Here is a 20,744-nt window from a genome sequence, read left to right as displayed (position 1 = left end):
AGCAGCCAGGATCAGGGCCGGCGCCGCCGCCCGGCCCGTCAGGCTCGGGAGGAACCATGTGGCGTCCGCGTTTCCGTTCGGACTACGTGCCGGTGCGGTTGCCCGACGGTCCGCTCGTCGTGCTCGGCGAGACCCGCAGCCTGCTGGTCGACGACCCGGTCGCGGCCGACCTGGCCGACCTGCTCGACGGCGTCGCCCCGTTGGCCGACGTGCTGGCCCGGCTGGCCGGCCGGCACCCGGTCGCCGCGGTCGCCGCGGCGCTGGCCCGGCTGCGCGACCACGGCCTGCTGGTGTCCGGCCCGGCCGGCACGTCGTCGGCCGAGGCCGCGGGCTGGGACGCCCGGGGCGTACCGCCCGACGCCGCCGGCCGGTGGCTGGCCCGGGGCGCGGTCACCGTGGTGGACCTGGGCGCTCCCCGGGCCACCGAGACCGCGGACGCGCTGCGGTCCCTCGGCCTCGCCGTGACGGTGGTCGGCCCGGAGGACCCGGAACCCGGCCCGCCCGGCGCCCCCGTGCTGGTGCTGCCGTCGTCGATGCTCGACCCCCGCCTGGCCGCGCTCAACGCCCGGCACCTGGCCGCCGGGCGCGCGTGGACGCTGGCCCGGCCGCACGGCAACGTCCTGCTGCTCGGCCCGCACCTGGTGCCCGGCCGGACCGGGTGCTGGGCCTGCCTGCGGCAGCGGTGGCAGGAGAACGAGCAGGTGAACGCCTTCCTCGGCGGTCAGGAGCTGGCCGGCCCGGTGCCGCGGCCCGACCGGGCCGTGCTGCCGGGACTGGCGACCGCGGTCGCCGGGCTGCTCGCCGCCGAACTGGCCGTCCTCGCCGTACGCGGGGAGTCGCCCCGGCTCACCGGCCGGCTGGTCGCCCTCGACACCCGCGACCTGAGCCTGGAGACCCACCACCTGGTACGCCAGCCGCAGTGCCCCGCCTGCGGCGACCCGGACCTGGTCGGCAAGGCCGACCCGCGCATCGAGCTGCCGCCGAGCGGTGCCCAGCCCAGCCGGGCCGGGGACTCCCGCACCCGGGAACCCGCCGAGGTGTACGCGTCGCTGGCCCACCACGTCAGCCGCTACCTGGGCGTGGTGAGCCGGCTGACCCCGCTGGAGGCGACCGACAACGGGGTGACCCACACCTACTCGGCCGGGCACAACTTCGCCCAGCCCCGGCAGCTGGCCGGCCTGCGCCGCAACCTGCGCGGCCAGAGCGGCGGCAAGGGCCGCACCGACCTGCAGGCGCGGATGAGCGCGATCGGGGAGGCGGTGGAGCGCTACTGCGGCGTGTGGCGCGGCGACCGCCCGGTGCACCGGGCGACGTACCGGCAGCTCGGGCCGGAGCGGGCGGTGCACCTGCGCGACCTGCTGCTCTTCTCCGACCGCCAGTACGCCGAGCGGGACCGGCTCAACGCCGACCTCGGCCACCTGCACCGGGTGCCCCGACCGCTCGCCGACGACGTGGAGCTGGACTGGACCACGGGCTGGTCGCTGACCCGGGGTACGGCCCGCGAGCTGCCCGCCGCGCACTGCTGGTACGGGCACCCGGAACTGACCACGCTGGCGGTGTGCTCGGCCGACTCGAACGGCTGCGCGGCCGGCGGCACCGTCGCCGAGGCGATCCTGCAGGGCTTCTGCGAACTCGTGGAGCGCGACAGCGTGGCCCTCTGGTGGTACCACCGCTCCCGGCTGCCCGGGGTGGACCTCGCCTCGTTCGCCGACCCGTGGCTGGCCGCCTGCGTCGACCACCACGCCACTGCCCTCGGCCGCGAGCTGTGGGCCCTCGACCTCACCGCCGACCTGGACGTACCCGCGTTCGCCGCGGTGTCGCGGCGCACCGGCGGCGCGGCGGAGGACGTCCTGGTCGGCTTCGGCGCGCACCTGGACGCCCGGGTCGCGCTGACCCGCGCGCTCACCGAGGTGAACCAGTTCCTGCCCGCCGTGCCCGGCCCCACCTCCGGGCGCAACCGGTACGGCATCGACGACCCGGACAGCGCGCGCTGGTTCGGCACGGTCCGGGTGGCCGAGCAGCCCTGGCTGACCCCGGACCCGACCCGACCGCCGCGCACCCGCGCCGACCACCGCTCGGCGAGCACCGGCGACGTCGGCGACGACGTGCGCGAGTGCGTCCGCCGGGCGGAGCGGGCCGGTCTGGAGGTGATCGTGGTCGACCAGTCCCGACCGGACATCGACCTGGCGGTGGTGAAGGTCGTCGTGCCGGGCCTGCGCCACTTCTGGCGCCGGCTGGGCCCCGGCCGGTTGTGGGAGGTGCCGGCCCGACTCGGCCGGGGTCCGCTGGCCGCCGACGAGGCGTCCGCCAACCCGCTGAACGTCTTCTTCTGACCGCCGGTGCCGGCCCCACGGGACCGGGGAGGGATGTGGCGATGAGCACGATGGTGGATCCGGTCGACCGGAGGTCACCGTGACCGGCAGCGTGGGTGGGCCACCGGTGCAGGAGCTGTACCGGTTGCGCCGCGACGCCGAGCTGCGGCACGGCGAGGACGGTTCGCTGAGCCTGCGGCAGACCCGCTTCCAGCTCGCGCTGGAGCAGCCGGGCATGGGCCGGCGGGCGCTGCTGCTGCGGCTCGCCGCCGGCTGGGTCAGCGACGTCGAGGTCGGCCGGCTGGTGATCGGCCTGGAGGGGGAGAGCCGGGTGCTGCCGGCCCAGTTGCTGCTGCGCCGGCTCGTCGCGCACTCCTGGTTGGACCGCCGCGTCCAGGTCGGCGACCGGCCGCTGCTCGACCTGCTGCCGACCGGGCTCGGCCGGGGCAGCCTGCCGGAGACCCGCCCGCACGACCGGGGCGGGACGTACCGGCTGTCCCGGTTCGTCGCCCTGCGGCCCGAGTTGGACCGGCTGGTCGCCGCGTCGTCGCTGAGCACGCTCACGGTCGGCTGCGTCGACGCCGCGCTCGGGGCGGTGCTGGCCGCCGCCGCGCGGGGCGTCGGGGTCGAGGCGGTGGCGCGGATCCTCGCCGTCGGCCCCGAGGCCGCCGCGCGGGTCCTCGACGAGCTGGTCACGGCGCGGATCCTGGTCACTCGGGCGGAGTTCGAGGCGGAGCACGAGCAGGCGCCGCTGGCGTACTGGTCGCCGGAGGAGCTGCGGCTGCACCAGCGTTCCCGCGCCGGGCGGCACGTCCTGCCGGTGGGGGGCACCTACCGGATGCGGGACCGGTTCCCCCCGCAGCCGCTGCGCCGCCGCTACGACGGGGACCGGGCGGTCGAGCTGCCGCTGCCGGACCTGGCCACCCTCGTCAAGGCCGACCCGCCGTTCGGGCAGGTCGTCGCCGACCGGCGCAGCGTGCGCGAGCACGACGACGCGGACCCGCTGACCCGGGAGCGGCTGGCGGAGTTCCTGTACCGGTCGCAGCACACCATCGTCGCCGGCGAGGCCGGGGGGCAGGAGGTCGGGCACCGCCCGTACCCGGGCGGCGGCGGGGTCTACGAGCTGGAGATCTACCCGCTGGTGGCGCGCTGCGCCGGGCTCGACCGCGGGCTCTACCACTACGACCCGGTCGGGCACCGGCTGGAACCGGTCGCCGGCTGGGGACCGGCCGCCGACCGGTTGCTGGGGTACGCCCGGGCGGCCGGCGCGATGGCCCGCCCGCCGCAGACCGTCCTGGTGGTCACCGCCCGGGTGCAACGGCTGATGTGGAAGTACGAAGGGATGAGCTACGCGATGATTCTCAAGGACGCCGGGGTGCTGACCCATCAGCTGTACCTGGTCGCCACCGCCATGGGCCTCGCCCCCTGCGCCCTCGGCGCCGGGGACTCGCACGCCTTCGCCGAGCTGTCCGGGCTCGACCCGCTGGTCGAGCCGAGCGTGGCCGACTTCCTGCTCGGCACCGCCGCCCCCGGTACGGCGGGGGAGGTGGGACGGCCGTGAAGTTCCGGCGGCAGGCGCTGCGCCAACTGGAAGCGCCCGAACAACTTGACCGCGCGGTCCGGCTGACCACCGTGCCGAGCTGGCTGGCCAGCACCGCGCTGATCATCGTGGTGGTGGCCGCCGGCGTCTGGTCGGTGCGCACCGTGGTGCCCCGGACCGTCGAGGCGGCCGGGGTGCTGATCCACTCCAACGGCATCTCCGCCCTCGACGCGCTCGACAGCGGCCAGGTCACCAAGGTGTGGGCGTCGCCGCACCAGCGGGTCACCAAGGGCACTCCGCTGTACAGCCTGCGCACCGTCGACGGGCGGGTCCGGGTGGAGAACGCCCCGGGTGACGCGTACGTGGTGGCCTGGCTGGTCGCCGAGGGCGAGATCGTCACGCCGGGCAGCCACCTGGCCGACCTGGAACGGCTCGACACCGCCGGGGACGCGTTGCAGGCCGTCGTCTACGCCCCCGCCGTCGCCGCGCCGCTGCTGCAACCGGGGGTCACCGTCGAGGTGGCCGCCGCCGCCGCGCCCCGCAACGTGTTCGGCACCCTGGCCGGCCAGGTGACCGAGGTCGGCGCCTTCCCGGAGACGGAGGCGTCGCTGCGCGCCTTCCTCGGCGCCGGCCAGGACGTCCGGCGGCTGCTCGCGCACGGCAGCGTGGTCCGGGTGACGGTGGCGTTGCAGGTCGACCCGGCCGCCCCCGGCGGGCTGCGGTGGAGCAAGTCCCCGCCGCCGTTCCAGCTCAACTCGGCCAGTGAGGTCACCGCCTGGTTCACCGTGGACCGGGAGCACCCGATCGACTGGTTGCTGCGCCGATGAGCGCGCCCACCGCGACCGCCCCGGCGGAGCTGCCCAGGATCCGGCGACGCCGGGTCCGTACCCCCACCCTGATCCAGATGGAGGCGGTGGAGTGCGGCGCCGCCGCGCTCGGCATCGTGCTCGGCCACCACGGCCGCCACGTGCCGCTGGAGGAGCTGCGCCGGGTCTGCGGCGTCAGCCGCGACGGCTCCACCGCCGCCACCGTGCTCAAGGGCGCCCGCCGCTACGGCATGGAGGCCAAGGGCTTCCAGATGGACCTGACCGGACTGGCCGGCGTGGCGCTGCCGGCGGTGCTGTTCTGGCGCTTCGAGCACTTCGTGGTGCTGGAGGGCCTCGGGCGCAAGGTCTTCATCAACGATCCGGCCACCGGTCCCCGCGCGGTGAGCTGGGAGGAGTTCGACGGTGCGTTCACCGGCGTCGTGCTCACCATGCGCCCCGGCCCGCAGTTCCGGCCCGGCGGCGCCCGCTACCGGATGGTCCGGGCGCTGGCCGAGCGGTGGCGCGGGCCCGGCTCCGCGATCGCGCAGGTGCTCCTGCTCGGCCTGCTGATCGCCGTGGTCGGTCTGACCATCCCGGTGATGGCCCGGGTCTTCGTCGACCGGGTACTGCTCCAGGAGGACCGGGGCGCGTTCGCCGGGCTGGTCGCGGCGGTGGCGGTGGCCACCGTGCTGACCTTCCTGGCCAGCCTGCTCCAGCAACGGTTGACCGTGCGCGCGGAGACCACGCTCGCGCTGGCCAGCGCCGCCCGCTTCTTCCGACATCTGCTGCGCCTGCCACCGACCTTCTTCGACCAGCGCCAGGCCGCCGACCTGAGCCAGCGGGTGCGCGGCAACGACCTGGTCGCCGAGGTGCTCACCCGCCGCGCGGCCACCACCGTGGTGGACACCGCGCTGGTGCTGGCGTACGGGGCCCTGCTGTGCCAGTACGACCTGGTCCTCGGCCTCTGCGCGGTGGTGCTGGCCGGGCTGAACGTCAGCGTGCTGCGTTACGTCGCGTCGACCCGCTCGACCGCCGTCGCCGGTCTCCAGGCCGACCGCAGCAAGCTGGTGACCACCGTGTACACCACCGTCCAGATGATCGAGACGGTGAAGGCCGGCGGCGAGGAGGAGCGCGCGGTGGCCCGGTTCGCGGCCCGCCACGCCACCGTCGCGAGCCGTCAGCAGCGCCTCGGGGTGCCCACCGCCGTGCTCTCCGTGCTGCCCGCGTTCCTCGCCGCCGGGACCACGGCGGTGCTGCTCGGGGTGGGCAGCCGGCGGGTCGTCGCGGAGGCGATGAGCGTCGGTGTGCTGGTCGGCATGCAGGGTCTCGCCGCCGCGATGAACCGGCCGCTGGGCAACCTGACCGCGCTGGGCTCCCGGTTGCAGGACATGAGCGCCGACCTCAACCGGCTGCGCGACGTGGAGCGGTACCCGCTGCCGGCGGATGACGCGCCGACCGCCCGGTCGCTGGCGCCGATGGAGGGGCACCTGCGCATCGAGGAGGTCACCTTCGGCTACAACCCGTTGGGTCGCCCCTTGCTGGAGAACTTCAGCCTCGACCTGCCGCCCGGCGCGCGGGTGGCCCTGGTCGGCCGCTCGGGCAGCGGCAAGTCGACGGTGGGCCGGCTGGTGGCCGGACTGTACCGGCCCTGGTCCGGCCGGATCTCCGTGGACGGCCTGGAACGCGCGGACGCCGACGACGGCCTATGGGCGGCCACCGTCGCCATGGTCGACCAGGACCAGCGGCTCTTCGAGGGCACGGTCCGGGACAACGTCACGATGTGGGACCTGACGGTGCCCGACGAGGACGTGGTGACCGCGCTGAGCGACGCGTGCCTGCACGGTGAGGTGGCGTCCCGCCCGGGCGGGCTGGCCAGCGCGGTGCGCGAGTACGGCCGCAACTTCTCCGGCGGGCAGCGGCAGCGTCTGGAGATCGCCCGGGCGCTGGTGCGCAATCCCCGGGTGCTGGTGCTGGACGAGGCGACCAGCGCGCTGGACGCCGAGACCGAACGGCAGATCGACCTGCACCTGCGCCGGCGGGGGGCGACCTGCCTGATCGTCGCGCACCGGCTCTCCACCGTCCGCGACTGCGACCTGATCGTCGTGCTCGACGGCGGTCGTGAGGTGGAGCGGGGCACCCACGAGCAGCTGGTCGCCCGGGACGGCGCGTACGCGCGCCTCGTCCGGGACCACTGAGCAGGACCGGAGGAGACGGCATGAGCGACCCGGTGGAGGGCGGCCTGATCGCCTTCTGTGGCGACGGCGTACGCCAGGCCTGTCGGCTGGACGGGCCGGTGGCCGGCTGGCTGGTGACCGGCGGCGAGGCCGACCTGTTCGCGGTGCGCCGGGCCGGGATGAGCCCGTCGCGCCGGCACCATGTGGCCCGGCTCCCCGCCGGTGGTCTGGTGCCGACGTCGACCGCGATCGGCGCCTGGCAGCTGATCCTGGTGCCGCTGCCCGGCACCGAGCTGCGCGGGCTCTCCCGCAGCCAGCTGTCCCTGCTGGAGCGGCACGCCCGGCTGGAACGGGTCGCCGAGGAGGGGGTCTCCCGGCGGGCGCGCGCCGCGCAGGAGCTGGTGCAGGCCGTCGATCTGGTGCTGGTCGGGGTGGCCGACGCGCTGCGTCGCGGGCAGTCCCCCCGGGGCGCCTCCACCCTGCGCGGGCGGGAGATCGTCTCGCTGGCCGAGGGGAGCGCGCTGACCTCGACCGGCGGCGCCTGGTGGCTGCGCAGTGCGGGCGGGCAGTTGCGGCGCAACGACGGTGGCCCGGCGGAGATGTCGGGGGAGCGGGAACTGCTCCTGCTGGTCGAGCGGGACTGGGTGGTCGCCGAGTCGGCCTGCGTGGTGGAGAGCCACAGCAGCGCGGACCTGCTGGCCGCCGGCCAGCTCCGCGCCGCGGTCGACCAGCACGTGGCCCGGCTGCTGCGGATGGTGGAGACCCGGATCGAGGAGGCCGACGGGGCGCTGCTGGAGGCGGTGCGCCGCCGCCGGCAGCTCGACGCCGCGATGCTGGCCGCGGCGGCCCGGCGGTCCATCGGGGTGATCGGCGCGGGGGAGACGGTGCCGGTCGCCGACACCGAGCCGGGCTTCGACCGGTACGGGCGGGCCGCGGCGGTGGTGCGGGTGGTCACCGAGGGCACCGGCAGCCCGGTCAATGAGCCCGCGGACCGGGCCCGGGTGCCGCTGGCGGACCGGGCGGCCGTGCAGGCGGTGGCCCGCTCGTCCAGCCTCTTCCTGCGCGAGGTGACCCTGCCGGACCGCTGGTGGCGTCGGGACCTGGGTCCGCTGGTGGGTTGGCGGGCGGCCGACGACGCGGGGCAGGCGGTCGCGGTGCCGCTGCTGTTCCGCCGGGGCCGCTACCACCAGGTCGACCCGGACACCCGGGCGGGCGTCGCCGTCGACGCCGCGACGGCCGCCACCTTCGCCGCCGAGGCCACCCAGGTGCAGGCGCCGCTGCCGCCGGCCGCCCGGATGCGCCACCTGCTGCGGGCCGGGCTGATCGGTGCGGCCCGGGACGTACGGGGTCTGGTGCTCGCCGGCACCGGGGTGGCGCTGCTGGGTCTGGGCGTGCCGCTGGCCACCGGTGAGGTGCTCGGCCAGCTGGCCCGGCAGGGTCAGGTCGACGGCCTGTACGGCTTCCTCGCGCTGATGCTCGCCGCCGCGGTGGTCGCCGGGCTGGTCGGGGTGGTGCAGAACCTGCGCCTGCTGAGGCTGGACGGCCGGTTGCAGTCCGGCGCCCAGCTCGCCGTCTGGGACCGGTTGATGCGCCTGCCGGCGCGCTTCTTCACCGGCCGCAGCAGCGGCGAGATCGCCAACTCGATGCTGGGCATCTCGTTCGTCGGTGAGGCGCTGAGCGCCCTGCTGCCGCAGGTCGTCTCGGCCGGGGCGACCGTGGTGGTGACGCTCGGGATGCTGCTGGTGGTCGAGCCGGTGCTCGGCTGGTGGGCGGCGGGCATCGTGGCCGTCACCGCGCTCGGCTTCGCCGGCTTCGCGCTGCTCATCGTCCGCCGGCAGCGGGTCGCCCTGCACACCGAGCACCGGGCCGCGGCGCTGACCAACCAACTGCTCGGCGGCATCGTGAAGATCAAGCTGGCGGCCGCCGAGGCGCGGGCGCACGCCCGCTGGTCGGAGGTGGCCGCCGCCGCCCGGGCCGCGCTCCAGCGGGTCCGGCAGAGCCAGGCCGGCGTGGTCGCGTTCGCCACCGTGCTGCCGGTCGCCGGCCAGCTGGTCCTCTTCGCGGTGCTGATGGGACCGCTGGCCGGGCGGGTCACGCCCGGCGACTTCTTCGTCCTCAACGTCGGCTTCGCGATGCTGCTGGGCGCGCTGCTGGTGCTGGTGTCCGCCGGGGTGGAGGTGATCGCGGCGGTGCCCCGCCTGGGCAGCCTGCGGGAGATCCTGCGCGCCGAACCGGAGGCCCGACCGGACCGGATCGATCCCGGAGAGCTGAGCGGCGAGATCGCCCTGCACCGGCTCACCTTCGCCTACCAGCCCGACGACCCGCCGGTGCTCGTCGACATCGACCTGCACGTCCGTCCGGGCGAGTTCGTCGCCGTGGTGGGCCCCAGCGGGTGCGGGAAGTCGACCCTGCTGCGGCTGCTGCTCGGCTTCGAGCGCCAGCAGCAGGGCGCGGTGCTCTACGACGGCCAGGACCTCTCCGAGCTGGACGTGCACGCGGTCCGCCGGCAGTGCGGGGTGGTGCTGCAGGACGGCCAGCTCTTCGCCGGGTCCGTGCGGGACAACATCTGCGGCGCCGGCAGCTTCCCACTGGACCAGGTCTGGGACGCGGCCCGGATGGCCGGCCTCGCCGACGACCTGGAGGCACTGCCGATGGGGATGAGCACGATGGTCCCGTTCGGCGGCGGCACCCTCTCCGTCGGGCAGCGCCAGCGGGTGCTGATCGCCCGGGCGCTGGCGCCCCGCCCCCGGATCATCTTCTTCGACGAGGCGACGAGCGCGCTGGACAACCGGACGCAGGAGGTGGTGACCCGCAGCACCGCGGCCCTCGCCGCCACCCGGGTGATCATCGCCCACCGGCTGTCGACGGTCCGCGCGGCGGACACCATCGTGGTCCTCGACGGCGGCCGGATCGTCCAGCGGGGCAGCTACGCGGAGCTGATGGAGCAGCCCGACGGCCTGTTCCACCGGTTGGCGCGGCGGCAACTGCTGGCCGAGCCGCAGGGCGCCGACGTGGTGCCGGAGCCGCAGCCGGAGCCGGACGGCCAGCCGGCGTCGAGCTGACGGCCAGCCGGCGTCGAGCTGACGGGCGGCGGGGTCGAGCTGACGGGCGGCGAAGCCGGCCCGGCGGACCCGCCGGGCCGGCTTCAGCCGTTGTCGATGACGCTGCTGTCCTCCAGGCACAGGTCCGCGTCGAGGTGGTTCTCCAGCAGCTCGGCGACGTGCGCTTCCGCCTGGTTCTCCACCGCGAGCCGGAAGGCCTCGGTGAGGACCCCCACCACGCCCTGGGTCAGCAGCAGTGTCTCGCGGTCCAGATCGGACCAGGACGACCGCGCCCCGGCGCGGGCCAGCTCGGGGGCCAGGGCCAGCATCCGGGCGGTCACCGCGGCCACCAGCTCGTCGGCGACCGGCCGGAGGCTGTCCAGCACCTCGCTGAGGGTCTGCAACGCCGGGACCGTGCCCATCCGTACCCGGTGCAGGTCCAGCGCGGCGCGCAGCGGTCGCGGCCGGACGGTGCGCACGGTGCCGTCGGCGGACCGGCCGATCACGCCGTGCCGGGTCAGCGCGTGGGCCAGCGCGGGCCGGTCGGTGGCGAGCCGTTGCAGCATGGCGGTCAAGCCGTCGGGTACCTCGTCGCCGCCCCGCACGCCCAGCATGGCCTCGATCGAGACCAGGTTGAACCCCTGTCGTTGCAGGGCCAGGATCGCGTCCAGCCGGCGGACGTGGGAGTCGTCGTAGAGCGCGACCCGGCCGCGCCGCACCGGCGGGGGCAGTAGCCGTCGCGCCTGGTGGGCCCGGATGTTGCGCGGCGACATGCCGACCTTGCGGGCGAGTTCCTCGACGGTGTAGCCGCCTGTGCCGCCGGGCGTCGCCGCCACGGTCGTCATCTCGTCGATGGTCACGGTGGCCTCCGGCAGCGCTCGGCGACGGATATGCGGCATCCCGCCCACCGTCGCGGTGATGGGCGGTTCGCCGCTCGCAGCGTATGGGCGGGCGCCGGTCCGGTGACAGAAGGGGAATTACTACTTGTCCACAGTGGTGGCGGTCATTAGAATCCCGCCTTCCTGTCGAAAGCCGTGCTCACCGATTACCCCGCTTTCGCCGCGGCACGCCCCTTTCCCGGCCGCATTCCATGAAATTCCCGCTTCCCGGGCGGAGCGCCTCGGCGGGTGGCTGACGATGAAACGCGAACCGGCGGCCGGAAACGACCGGACCGCCCGCCGCCGTCGCCGTCCGTCGTGGACGGCCGACCTTCCCAAGGGAGCAGAGGCGATGACACCTGTCGATCGAGCGGTCTTCGTGGCCGCGTACAGCCGGCTGGTCGCCGACGTCTGGGCCGAGCCGGCCCGGGAGCAGGCGCTCGACCGGGACCCGCGCGCCTTCCTCGCCGGTTACGGGCTGACGCTGCCCGACGAGGTCGAGGTCCGGGTGGTCCGCGACGTCGCGGACGCCGACCCCGACCTGGAGGTGCAGGTCGAGTCGTGGCAGTCCGCGCCGTCCACGGGCACCTTCCTGCTGTACGTGCCGTCGCTGCTGCCGGTGGCCGAGGCGGAGCTGGCCGAGGACGAGCTGGACAGCGTGGTCGCCGGCCTGGACTCCAGCTGCGCCTGCTGCTGCCCGTGCTGCTGCACCTGACACCGATGTCGGCCGCGCCGTGGTCGGCGCGGCACATTCTGGTGGCAGCGAGAAGAAATCCTTGATTGTCGAATCCCGCACTTCCTAGCGTTCTGGCCACGGCAATTCCCCGCCAGTTCCGCAGTGATCCCCGACGGAAGGAACAGACGATGAGCAACGACGAGCAGGAATACGGCGCGCGCTTCGTGACGAAGTACTCGGAACTGGTCACCGCGGTGTGGCGCAGCGACGAGGAGTTGAACCGGCTGCTGGCCGACCCGACCGGGTACGCCACCGCGGCCGGCCTGCCGGTGGCCCCCGGCGCCGTGGTCGAGGTGGACCGGGCCCAGCCCGCCACCCTCTACACCAAGGAGCAGATCGTCGCGGACTGGTCCGGCACGCCGGGGCGGCACGTGCTGCACGTGCCCGAGGTGCCGCTGGTGGACCTGAACGAGCTGACCGAGGCGGAGCTGGAGACGGTCGCGGGCGGGGTGGCGTCGGTGGCGGACAACAACGTCAACGTCATCGCCGTCCTCATCGTCTGAGTTCCTCACCCCCCGCCGGGAGCCTCGATGACCGACACGACCGAGACCATCGCGTTCCGCTCCGGCACCTACCGGACGGCCACCGTGGAGCAGACCTGGGAACGGGTCGGTGGCATGCTCGACCGGTTCCGGATCACCCGGGTCGCCGACATCACCCGCCTCGACGAGATCGGCCTACCGGTGCACGTCGCCTACCGGCCGGTCGGCGCGACCATGGCGGTGAGCGTCGGCACCGGCGCCACGGCGACGCAGTCCCGGGTCAGCGCGGTCATGGAGAGCATCGAGTCCTGGCACGCCGAGAACCTCCGGCCGGGGACCGTGGTCCGGTCCCCGGCGGAGGCGCTCGACCTGCCGTACGACGTCCGGTGGCTGCACCTGGCGGAACGGTCCCCGCTGACCCCCGCCGTCGAGCTCGACTGGGTGGCCGGCCGGGGCCTGGTGACCGGTGCGCCGTGCCTGGTGCCCCGGGCCACCATCGAACTCGACTTCACCGTCCGGCGCGGCTGGGACCGCGCCCTCTTCACCCCCAGCAGCAACGGGCTGGCCACCGGGAACACCTTCGCCGAGGCGAGCCTGCACGCGCTGCTGGAGGTGGTCGAGCGCGACTGCATCGCGCCGTACTGCACCTCGCCGCTGGACGCGCGCACCTACACCGACCCGGCCACCGCCGGCAACGCGATGACCCGCACCGTGCACGAGGCGCTGCTGCGGGCCGGCTGCTGGGTGGAGGTCTGCGACATCACCAACGCCGTCGGGGTGCCCTGCTACGCCGCCTCGATCTGGTCGCCGGACCTGCCGGTCACCTTCGGCGGGTTCGGCTGCCACGTGGACCCGGAGATCGCCGTCGGCCGGGCGATGTCCGAGGCGGCGCAGTCGCGCCTGGTCATGGTCTCCGGGGCGCGCGACGACATCGACGCCACGGCGTACCACGACGTGGCCGCGCCGCCGGTGCCGCCGCCCACCGTCGACCGGCCACTCGGACCGGTACGCCGCGATCCGCCGCCCACCGGGGACGTCACCCAGGTGCTGCGCGAACTGGCCGGCCGGGTGCAGCGGATCACCGGCGTGGAGCCGTTCGGCGTCGACCTGACCCACGACGACATCGGCATCCCGGTGAGCAAGGTCTTCGCCCCCGGCCTGCGCATGTTCGACGAGCGGGCCCTGAGTACCCGACCGGGAGTGCCCCGTGACTGACGTCGTCTTCATCGGCCCGAGCCTGCCGGCGGACGAGGTCGACCGGCTGCTGCCCGACGCGGTGGTGCTGCCCCCGGTGGCGCACGGCGACCTGCTCCGGCTCGACGTCGGCCCCGGCGACCGGGTGCTGATCGTCGACGGCTTCTTCCTCCAGCATCCGCCGGTGCGGCACCGTGAGATCCTCGACCTGCTCGACCGGGGTGTGACCGTGGCCGGCGCGGCCAGCATGGGCGCGCTGCGCGCCGCCGAGCTGTGGCCGTTCGGGATGCGCGGGGTGGGCGAGGTCTTCCGGCTCTACCGCGACGGGGTGGTCACCGGCGACGACGAGGTGGCGGTCGTGCACGGGCCCGCCGAGTACGGCCACCGCATCCTGAGCGAGCCGCTGGTGAACGTCCGGGTGGCGCTGCGGCGGGCCGTCGACGCCGGGGTGCTCGACGCCGGTGAGGCGGACCTGCTGCTGGCGCTCTGCCGGGAGCTGCCGTTCCGGCGACGGTCGTACCACGCGCTGGAGCGCACCGCGCCGCCGGAGGCGGCCGGAGTGGTGGACCGGTTCCTGACCTGGCACCGCCGCGACCCCTGGGACGCCAAGAGCGCCGACGCACGCCTGCTGCTCGCCATGGCGGCCGACGACGCGCCCGAGCTGTGCCCGGCGCACGCCGGCGACCAGCCCATCGACAACCTGCACACCCGGTTCCTCGACAGCTGGCGGGCCCGGTTCGCCGGGTCGGCGGCCGGCGGGCACTGGGTCAGCGAGCGGGACGTCGCGACCGTGCTGATGCTGCTGCACCCGCAATCGCCGGTATGGCACCGCCGCGGCGTCCTGGCCGGGCTGGCCGAGGTCGACCTGCACGACCCGGCGGTCGAGCAGCGCGCCGTCGAGGCGGCCCACCGGCGCGGGCTGAGCACCCCACCGCCCGGCGGCTGGGAGTGGCTGACCGGGGCCGAACACGGGCTCGACGGGACCGAGGCGGTGCTGCGGGTGCTGGTGCGGGCCTTCGGCACCACCCCGTACCGCAGCCTGGCGCTCTGGATGGTCGCGGCGCCGCTGCGCACCCCGGCGCTCTGCGACGCGGCCCGGCAGGTCGCGGCGACCGCCGCGTCGCTGAACGAGACCCTCGTGCCGCGCACCACCGGGCACCGCCGCCCGGGCGGCCGGCTGCACTTCCGGACCGAGGTGGTCGACGCGTGCTTCGCCCGGCTGTGGGGCTGCCCCGCCGAGGGGCTGGAGGCGGCGGCGTGGGACCGCGGCTTCGTCGACCTGGCGGCGTTCCGCTACGCCGCCGAACCGCTGGTGGCGTACGTCAAGGCGTTCGGCGCCCCGCGGCTGCCGGCGGTGGCGGCACAGGAGGACACCCCGGCCGGGGCACCGGCCCGGGTCGGCTGAGGAGGCGGCGATGAGCGGCACGGTGAAGGCGGCACTGATCTACCCTCCGCTGACCGATCCCACCTCGGGATACCACTCGCTGAACTATCTCGACTCGTACGCCCGGGCCCAGGGGCACCGGCCGGCGGAGATCATCGACGCGAACATCGAGGCGTTCCACCACTCGCACACCCCGGCGGCGTACGAGTGGCTGTGCCGGGAGCTGTCCCGGCTCTCCACCGACGACCTCAGCGGCCCGGACGCGCTGATGGCCCGGGCGAACCGGCTCGGCCTGCCCGAGCCCGACCCGGAGCGGCTGCGCCGGTCGATCGGGGTGCTCCAGGATCCGACCCTCTTCTACGACTACCGGCACTACCAGGACGCCGTCGAAGGGGTCATCTCCTGGATGGACGCGCTCGGCGCGGTCGGCTTCCCCGGCCAGTTCCGGGCCGGGTTCCGGCTCCAGCCACCACCGATGATCTCGATCGGCTCGGTGGCCGCGCTGACCGATGAGAAGCTGCTCGGCCGGCTCAACCGCCCCTTCCAGCCGTACTACGAGGACGTGCTGATCCCCCGGCTGGTCGCCGGGGGACATCAGGTGATCGGGATCAGCGTCACCTACCAGTGGCAGCTGCCGTTCGCGCTCTGGATCGCCCGGCTCGTCCGGCGGGCCTGCCCGGATGTCTTCCTGGTCGGCGGCGGCACCGAGATCTCCGACGTCTGGAAGTGCGCCGGCCGACCCGAGTACGTCTTCCAGGTGCTGGCCGACTTCGACGCGATCGTGGTCGGCGAGGGGGAGAGCGCGTACACCGAGGTCCTGGACGCGGTCGCCGCCGGCACCCTGCCGGCCGGGCACCCGAACGTGCGGCTGCACCCGCGCTACGGGCGCCAGCGCCAGTTGCCGCTGCGCTACGAACGCCTCGGGCAGCTGCCGCTGCCGGACTTCTCCGGCCTGCCCTGGGACCTCTACCTCAGCCCGGAGAAGTTCGTCTACTACTCGCCGACCCGGGGCTGCTACTGGAACAAGTGCACCTTCTGCGACTACGGCCTGAACACCGACGGACCCACCAGCCCGTGGCGGCAGGACACCGTGGACCGGATGGTCGCCGACGTCACCGAGCTGTCCACGTTCGCCAAGTTCATCTACTTCTCGGTGGACGTGCTCGCGCCCGCCACCATCCTGCGCTTCGCCGAGCAGGTCGTCGAGCGCGGGCTGGACTTCCGCTGGGGCGCCGAGATCCGGCTGGAGAAGTACTGGTCGGACGAGCGCTGCGAGCTGCTGCGGCGCAGCGGCTGCGTGGCCGTGTCGGTCGGCTTCGAGTCCGGCAACCAGCGCATCCTCGACCTGATCGACAAGGGCACCAGACCCGAGCAGGTACGCCGCACCATGACCGCGATGACGAAGGCCAACATCGGCGTACAGATGATGGGCTTCACCGGTTTTCCCACCGAGACCCGGGAGGAGGCGCTGGACAGCATCACCTTCCTGCGCGACAACCCGGACCTGTGGACGCTGGGCGGGCTCGGTGACTTCATGCTCACCCCCGGGGCCATCGTGGCCAAGCAGCCGGAGCGCTTCGGCATCAGCAACGTGCGCCCGGTGGAGGGCTCGGACATCGTCCGGATGCTGCGCTACGACGAGCCGGTGACCGAGGCGGCCCGCGACGACGTCGCCCGGGCCAAGGCCGACCTGAACCCGGGGCACTTCCACCGGCCCTGGCTGGGCAGCACCGACACCCCGCACACGTTCTTCTACCACGACCGTTACGGCACCGCGGTGCGCGGCGTGCTCGCCGACGACCGGGTCCGGTTGGACTCCGACGACCGCACCGAGTTCCTGGCCAACGGCGCCTTCGTGGAGCGCGACGACGAGCAGCTCTGGGAGGCGTACCGGCGGATCCGGTCGGACGACCCGGACGGCTCCGGCGAGCTGCTGCCCGGCCGGCACCTGTTCCGGCGCTCCGACGGTCAGGTGTTCGCGCTCAACCGCAGCAGCCGGCTCTTCCTGGACCTCTTCACCGCGCCGCTGACCCTCGCCGAGGCGCAGCGCCGGCTCTGGATCGTCGAGCCGGCCGTCGCCGACCGGGTCTGGCGCACCTTCATCGGCCAGCGGCTGATCCGCCGGCACCGGATCCCGGAGCAGACCGCGCCGACCCCCTGAGGACCGCCGCGCCGGTTCCTCGGGAGCGCGCCCGGGGCTGAACCCCGCCCCCCGGAATCGGACACACCCCGCCCCGGACGGACCCCCACCCTGGCCGGACCCGTCACCGACGTGACGGCCGGCCAGGGTCGTCGGCGGCGAATTCCGGCGGTGAGTGGAACACCACGGCTGTCTCCCGGCCCCGGGTAGCTCCCATGGCGTTCCGCCGACCGGCCGCCGGCGTGCGGGTGAGGGCGCGGGGCCGGCGTGGGCCGGAGCGTCCCGGACGGTCTCCGCACCGGGGACGGCCTGCGCCGTCGTCGCCTCTTGTGCCGCCCCCACCGTGGACATTAGTTTGTTTGGCATCCATACGAACCAGCGTCCACCCCGACGTGCGCGCACGTCCGACACTTCCCTTCCCGAAGGGGGACCGATGACCTCGCAGCACCCCGATCCGGGCTCCTCCCGTCGCCGCTTCCTCGGCCTGGTGGGCCTCGGCGCGGCCGCGGCCGCCACCGGCCCGCTGCTGGCCGGCTGCTCCGAGAAGCCGTCCGGCGCCGGCGCCGCGGAGCAGCTCGACGCCGTCTCCGGCGTCGTGCCCGCACACCGGGACCTGCCCGGCGCCGTGCAGCCGGACATCATCGGCACCCGCCCGGTACCCGACGGGTACACCCGCTACCCCGGCACGCTCGTCGACGCGATCGCCGACAAGCCGGGCACCAGCGGCAAGCAGGTGACCGCGATGACCCCCGCCTGGGGGCCGGCCCCGCCCGGCATCGCACAGAGCGCCTACCTCCAGGCGGTCAACGCCGAGCTGGGCACGCCGGTCAACTTCACCATCCAGGACGGCAACACCTACGCCGACAAGCTCAACGCGATGTTCGGCGCCCGGGACGTGCCGGAGCTGCTCTGCGTACCCGGGTGGGAGGTGGAGAAGATCCCGCGCTTCGCCGAGGCGATCAAGGTGCTCTTCGAGGACCTCACCGACCACCTCAAGGGCGACGCGGTCAACACGTACCCGATGCTGGCCAGCTTCCCGACCGGGGCCTGGCGCAACGCGGTCTGGAACGGGCGGCTCGCGGCGGTGCCCAACCCCACCGACGGGCCGTTCCCGTGGGCGCTGTTCACCCGCAAGGACCTGCTCGACGCGCGTGGCCTGGCCGTGCCGAAGAGCCTCGACGAGCTGCTCACCGCCGCCAAACAGGTCACCGACCCGGCGCGCAAGGTGTGGGCCTTCGACGACGTCTTCGCCATGATCCAGATGTTCCACAAGGTGCCCGGGTCCAAGGGCGGCTGGCGGTTGCGCTCCGACGGGACGCCGGAATTCAAGTACGAGACCCCGGAGTACCGCCGGGCCCTCGAGGTGATGGCGAAGATCTACAAGGACGGTCTGGTCCACCCCGACGTCGTCGCCAGCAAGGGCGCGGACGCCAACCAGCTCTTCGCCAAGAACGGCGCGATCGTCTTCAAGCAGGCCGGCGTCGGCTTCTGGCAGGGTGCCCAGGCCGAGCACCAGAAGACCAACCCGACGTTGAACATCCAGCCGGTGCCGATCTTCTCCGTGACCGGCGGTGACCCGCTGGTCTGGGGCGACGACGAGCCGATCTCCTACACGTTCGTCAAGAAGGGCCTCGGCAAGGAGCGGGTGCGGGAGCTGCTGCGCATCATCAACTGGTGCTCCGCCCCGCTGGGTAGCCAGGAGGCCCAGCTGCGCGACTTCGGCGTCGAGGGAAAGCACCACACGACGTCGCCGAACGGGCCGGTCAAGACCGACCTGGCGTTCAAGGAGATCGCCAACCAGTACTTCTTCATCAGCGGTCGCAACCCCACGGTCGGCCCGTACCCGGACACCCCGAACTACGTCCGGGACGTGCTGACCTACTCCAACCAGATGGTCAGGTTCCTGGAGAAGGACCCCTGGGACGGGGTGAAGCTGGAGATGCCGGCCGCCTACAAGGCCAACCAGGTGCCCACGGAGGACAAGTTCACCGACGTGCTGCGCGGCCGCCGCCCGCTGGGCGACGTGGACGCCATCGTCGCCGAGTGGAAGACCAACGGGGGAGAGGAAGCCCGGCGACTGCTCGCCAAGTCGCTGCCCAAGGCAGGGCGGTGAGCGAGCCGGCCGTCGTGGTCGGGCCCGACCGGGCCCGGCCCGACACCCCACCCGTACCGGCGCCGGCCCCGGGCCGCCGCCGCGTCCCGTTGCGGGCCCGGCTGCGCCGCGACTGGCAGCTGCTGGCCATGGTGGCGCCGGGCTTCCTCATCCTGCTGGTCTTCAGCTACCTGCCGATCCTCGGCAACGTGATCGCCTTCCAGGACTACAACCCCTACCTGGGCGACAACCCGCTGGACGCGTTCCTGCACAGCGACTGGGTCGGCTTCGGCCAGTTCCAGCTTCTCTTCGAGGACCCGGCGTTCTGGGACGCGTTCCGCAACACCCTGGCGATCACCGCGTTCCAGCTGGTCTTCTTCTTCCCGCTGCCGATCCTGCTGGCCATCATGCTGCACAACCTGCTCTCCAGCCGGCTGCGCGGCTTCGTCCAGACGGTGGTCTACCTGCCACACTTCTTCAGCTGGGTGCTGGTGGTCACCTTCTTCGTCGCCATGCTCGGCGGCGCGGGCCTGCTCGCGCAGAGCATGCGCGACGCCGGCCTGCAGCCGTGGAACGTGCTGACGAACCCACACACCTTCATCGTCCTGGTCACCGCCGAGGCGGTGTGGAAGGACGTCGGCTGGGGGACGATCGTCTTCCTCGCCGCGCTGTCCACCATCGACCAGAGCCTCTACGAGGCCGCCGCCGCCGACGGCGCCGGACGGTGGCGCCGGCTGTGGCACATCACCCTGCCCGGCCTGCGCCCGGTGATCGTCCTGTTGCTCATCCTGCGCCTCGGCGACGCGCTCTCGGTCGGCTTCGAGCAGTTCCTGCTCCAGCGCGACGCGGTGGGCCGGCAGGCCGCCGAGGTCCTCGACACCTTCGTCTACTACTTCTCCATCGCCACCGGGAACTACGGGTACGGCGCGGCGGCCGGCCTGTTCAAGGCCGCCATCGGGCTCGTCCTGATCCTGGTCGCGAACCGGGTGGCGCACCTGCTCGGCGAACGAGGGATCTACGCGAAGTCATGACCACGATCATCCGCCGGACGCCTCGGGTGCGGTCCCGCCGCCCGGTGTGGGACGAGACCCCGACCCCCGTCGGCCAGGCACTCACGGCGGTCCTGCTCACCCTGCTGGTGCTCGGGGTGCTCTTCCCGCTCTGGGTGATCCTGGTGACCAGCCTCTCCTCCCGTCAGGCCATCGCCGACGCCGGCGGCCTGGTGGTCGTGCCCCGAGGCCTCGACACGTCCGCCTACGAGACCATCTTCGCCGGCGGGGCGGTCACCCGGGCACTGTGGATCAGCACACTGGTCACGGTGACCGGCACCGCGATCGCGCTGACCGTCACCGTGCTCGCCGCGTACGGGTTGTCCCGGCCGGGTTCGTTGGGCCACCGCTGGCTGCTCGGCTACTTCCTGCTGCCGTTCCTGGTCTACCCGCCGCTGGTGCCGCGCTACCTGGTGGTCACCGGGCTGGGCCTGAAGGACACCATCTGGGCGCTGGTGCTGCCGCCGGCGATCAGCGTGTTCAACCTCGTCGTGGTGCGCGGCTTCTTCCAGGGCATCCCCCAGGAGCTGCTGGACAGCGCCCGGATCGACGGCGCCGGCGACTTCCGTACCCTGGGCCGCATCGTGCTGCCGCTGTCCCGCGCGGTCATCGCGGTCGTCGGTCTCTTCTACGCGGTCAGCTACTGGAACGTCTGGTTCGACGCGCTGCTCTTCATCGATCGCAACGACATGTACCCGATCCAGCGGGTGCTGCAGAGCTACCTGCTGGCCGGGCAGGCCCCGCAGACCTCCGGCGGCACCACCGGGGTGACCATGCCCCCCACCGAGGCGATCAAGATGGCGGTGGTGGTGCTGACGGTCGCGCCGATCGTCGCCGTCTACCCGTTCGTCCAGCGGCACTTCATCAAGGGCGTGCTGATCGGCGCGGTCAAGGGCTGACCGGGCCGGTGCCGGGC

14 protein-coding genes are annotated in these 20,744 nt (G+C 73.8%); 13 read left to right on the top strand and 1 reads right to left on the bottom strand.

All coding sequences use genetic code 11. From position 1 onward, the window contains the following. Positions 1-56: 56 nt before the first annotated feature. From GA0070611_RS10080 to GA0070611_RS31485, 5 genes are all read left to right on the top strand, one after another. Positions 57-2,333, top strand: a complete 2,277-nt coding sequence (locus GA0070611_RS10080) for a TOMM precursor leader peptide-binding protein (RefSeq protein ID WP_091661428.1) — start codon at positions 57-59, stop codon at positions 2,331-2,333. Positions 2,334-2,412: 79 nt separating this feature from the next. After that, positions 2,413-3,873, top strand: coding sequence for a SagB family peptide dehydrogenase (locus tag GA0070611_RS10075; RefSeq protein WP_091661425.1), 1,461 nt, complete (start codon positions 2,413-2,415; stop codon positions 3,871-3,873). Beyond that, positions 3,870-4,679, top strand: coding sequence for a hypothetical protein (locus tag GA0070611_RS10070; protein WP_091661420.1), 810 nt, complete (start codon positions 3,870-3,872; stop codon positions 4,677-4,679). The genes GA0070611_RS10075 and GA0070611_RS10070 overlap by 4 nt, the downstream gene beginning before the upstream one ends. Next, complete coding sequence (locus tag GA0070611_RS10065; protein WP_091661416.1) at positions 4,676-6,853, top strand: NHLP family bacteriocin export ABC transporter peptidase/permease/ATPase subunit; 2,178 nt, start codon at positions 4,676-4,678, stop codon at positions 6,851-6,853. The genes GA0070611_RS10070 and GA0070611_RS10065 overlap by 4 nt, the downstream gene beginning before the upstream one ends. 20 nt (positions 6,854-6,873) lie before the next feature. Continuing rightward, a complete protein-coding gene (locus tag GA0070611_RS31485) occupies positions 6,874-9,894 on the top strand; it encodes an ATP-binding cassette domain-containing protein (protein ID WP_197675897.1) in 3,021 nt (1,006 codons plus the stop codon). A gap of 83 nt (positions 9,895-9,977) precedes the next feature. On the opposite strand, the gene GA0070611_RS10055 is transcribed toward GA0070611_RS31485, so the two are convergent. Then, entirely contained in the window at positions 9,978-10,733 is a 756-nt protein-coding gene (locus GA0070611_RS10055) for a MerR family transcriptional regulator (protein ID WP_157740284.1), read from the bottom strand. A gap of 370 nt (positions 10,734-11,103) precedes the next feature. Here GA0070611_RS10055 and GA0070611_RS10050 point away from each other — a divergent pair, with 370 nt between their 5' ends. From GA0070611_RS10050 to GA0070611_RS10015, 8 genes are all read left to right on the top strand, one after another. Further along, a complete protein-coding gene (locus GA0070611_RS10050; RefSeq protein WP_157740283.1) occupies positions 11,104-11,466 on the top strand; it encodes a hypothetical protein in 363 nt (120 codons plus the stop codon). Positions 11,467-11,615: 149 nt separating this feature from the next. Then, a complete protein-coding gene (locus GA0070611_RS10045; RefSeq protein ID WP_091661404.1) occupies positions 11,616-11,990 on the top strand; it encodes a hypothetical protein in 375 nt (124 codons plus the stop codon). A gap of 27 nt (positions 11,991-12,017) precedes the next feature. Beyond that, entirely contained in the window at positions 12,018-13,184 is a 1,167-nt protein-coding gene (locus tag GA0070611_RS10040) for a YcaO-like family protein (protein WP_091661399.1), read from the top strand. Continuing rightward, entirely contained in the window at positions 13,177-14,568 is a 1,392-nt protein-coding gene (locus tag GA0070611_RS10035; protein ID WP_091661397.1) for a TfuA-like protein, read from the top strand. Before GA0070611_RS10040 ends, GA0070611_RS10035 begins: the two co-directional genes overlap by 8 nt. A 10-nt stretch (positions 14,569-14,578) precedes the next feature. Beyond that, positions 14,579-16,708, top strand: a complete 2,130-nt coding sequence (locus GA0070611_RS10030) for a B12-binding domain-containing radical SAM protein (RefSeq protein WP_091661394.1) — start codon at positions 14,579-14,581, stop codon at positions 16,706-16,708. A 412-nt stretch (positions 16,709-17,120) separates the two neighbouring features. Further along, positions 17,121-18,800 (top strand): extracellular solute-binding protein, encoded by a 1,680-nt coding sequence (locus GA0070611_RS10025; RefSeq protein WP_091661391.1) that lies wholly within the window; start codon positions 17,121-17,123, stop codon positions 18,798-18,800. Then, entirely contained in the window at positions 18,797-19,810 is a 1,014-nt protein-coding gene (locus GA0070611_RS10020) for an ABC transporter permease (protein ID WP_091661386.1), read from the top strand. The genes GA0070611_RS10025 and GA0070611_RS10020 overlap by 4 nt, the downstream gene beginning before the upstream one ends. Further along, positions 19,807-20,727 (top strand): carbohydrate ABC transporter permease, encoded by a 921-nt coding sequence (locus tag GA0070611_RS10015; RefSeq protein ID WP_091661381.1) that lies wholly within the window; start codon positions 19,807-19,809, stop codon positions 20,725-20,727. The genes GA0070611_RS10020 and GA0070611_RS10015 overlap by 4 nt, the downstream gene beginning before the upstream one ends. The last annotated feature ends 17 nt before the right edge of the window (positions 20,728-20,744 follow it).

This window comes from Micromonospora auratinigra (genome assembly GCF_900089595.1).
Lineage (GTDB): Bacteria > Actinomycetota > Actinomycetes > Mycobacteriales > Micromonosporaceae > Micromonospora > Micromonospora auratinigra.
Note: the sequence above shows the minus strand (reverse complement) of the source record. Positions and strands in the feature narration are given on the sequence as shown.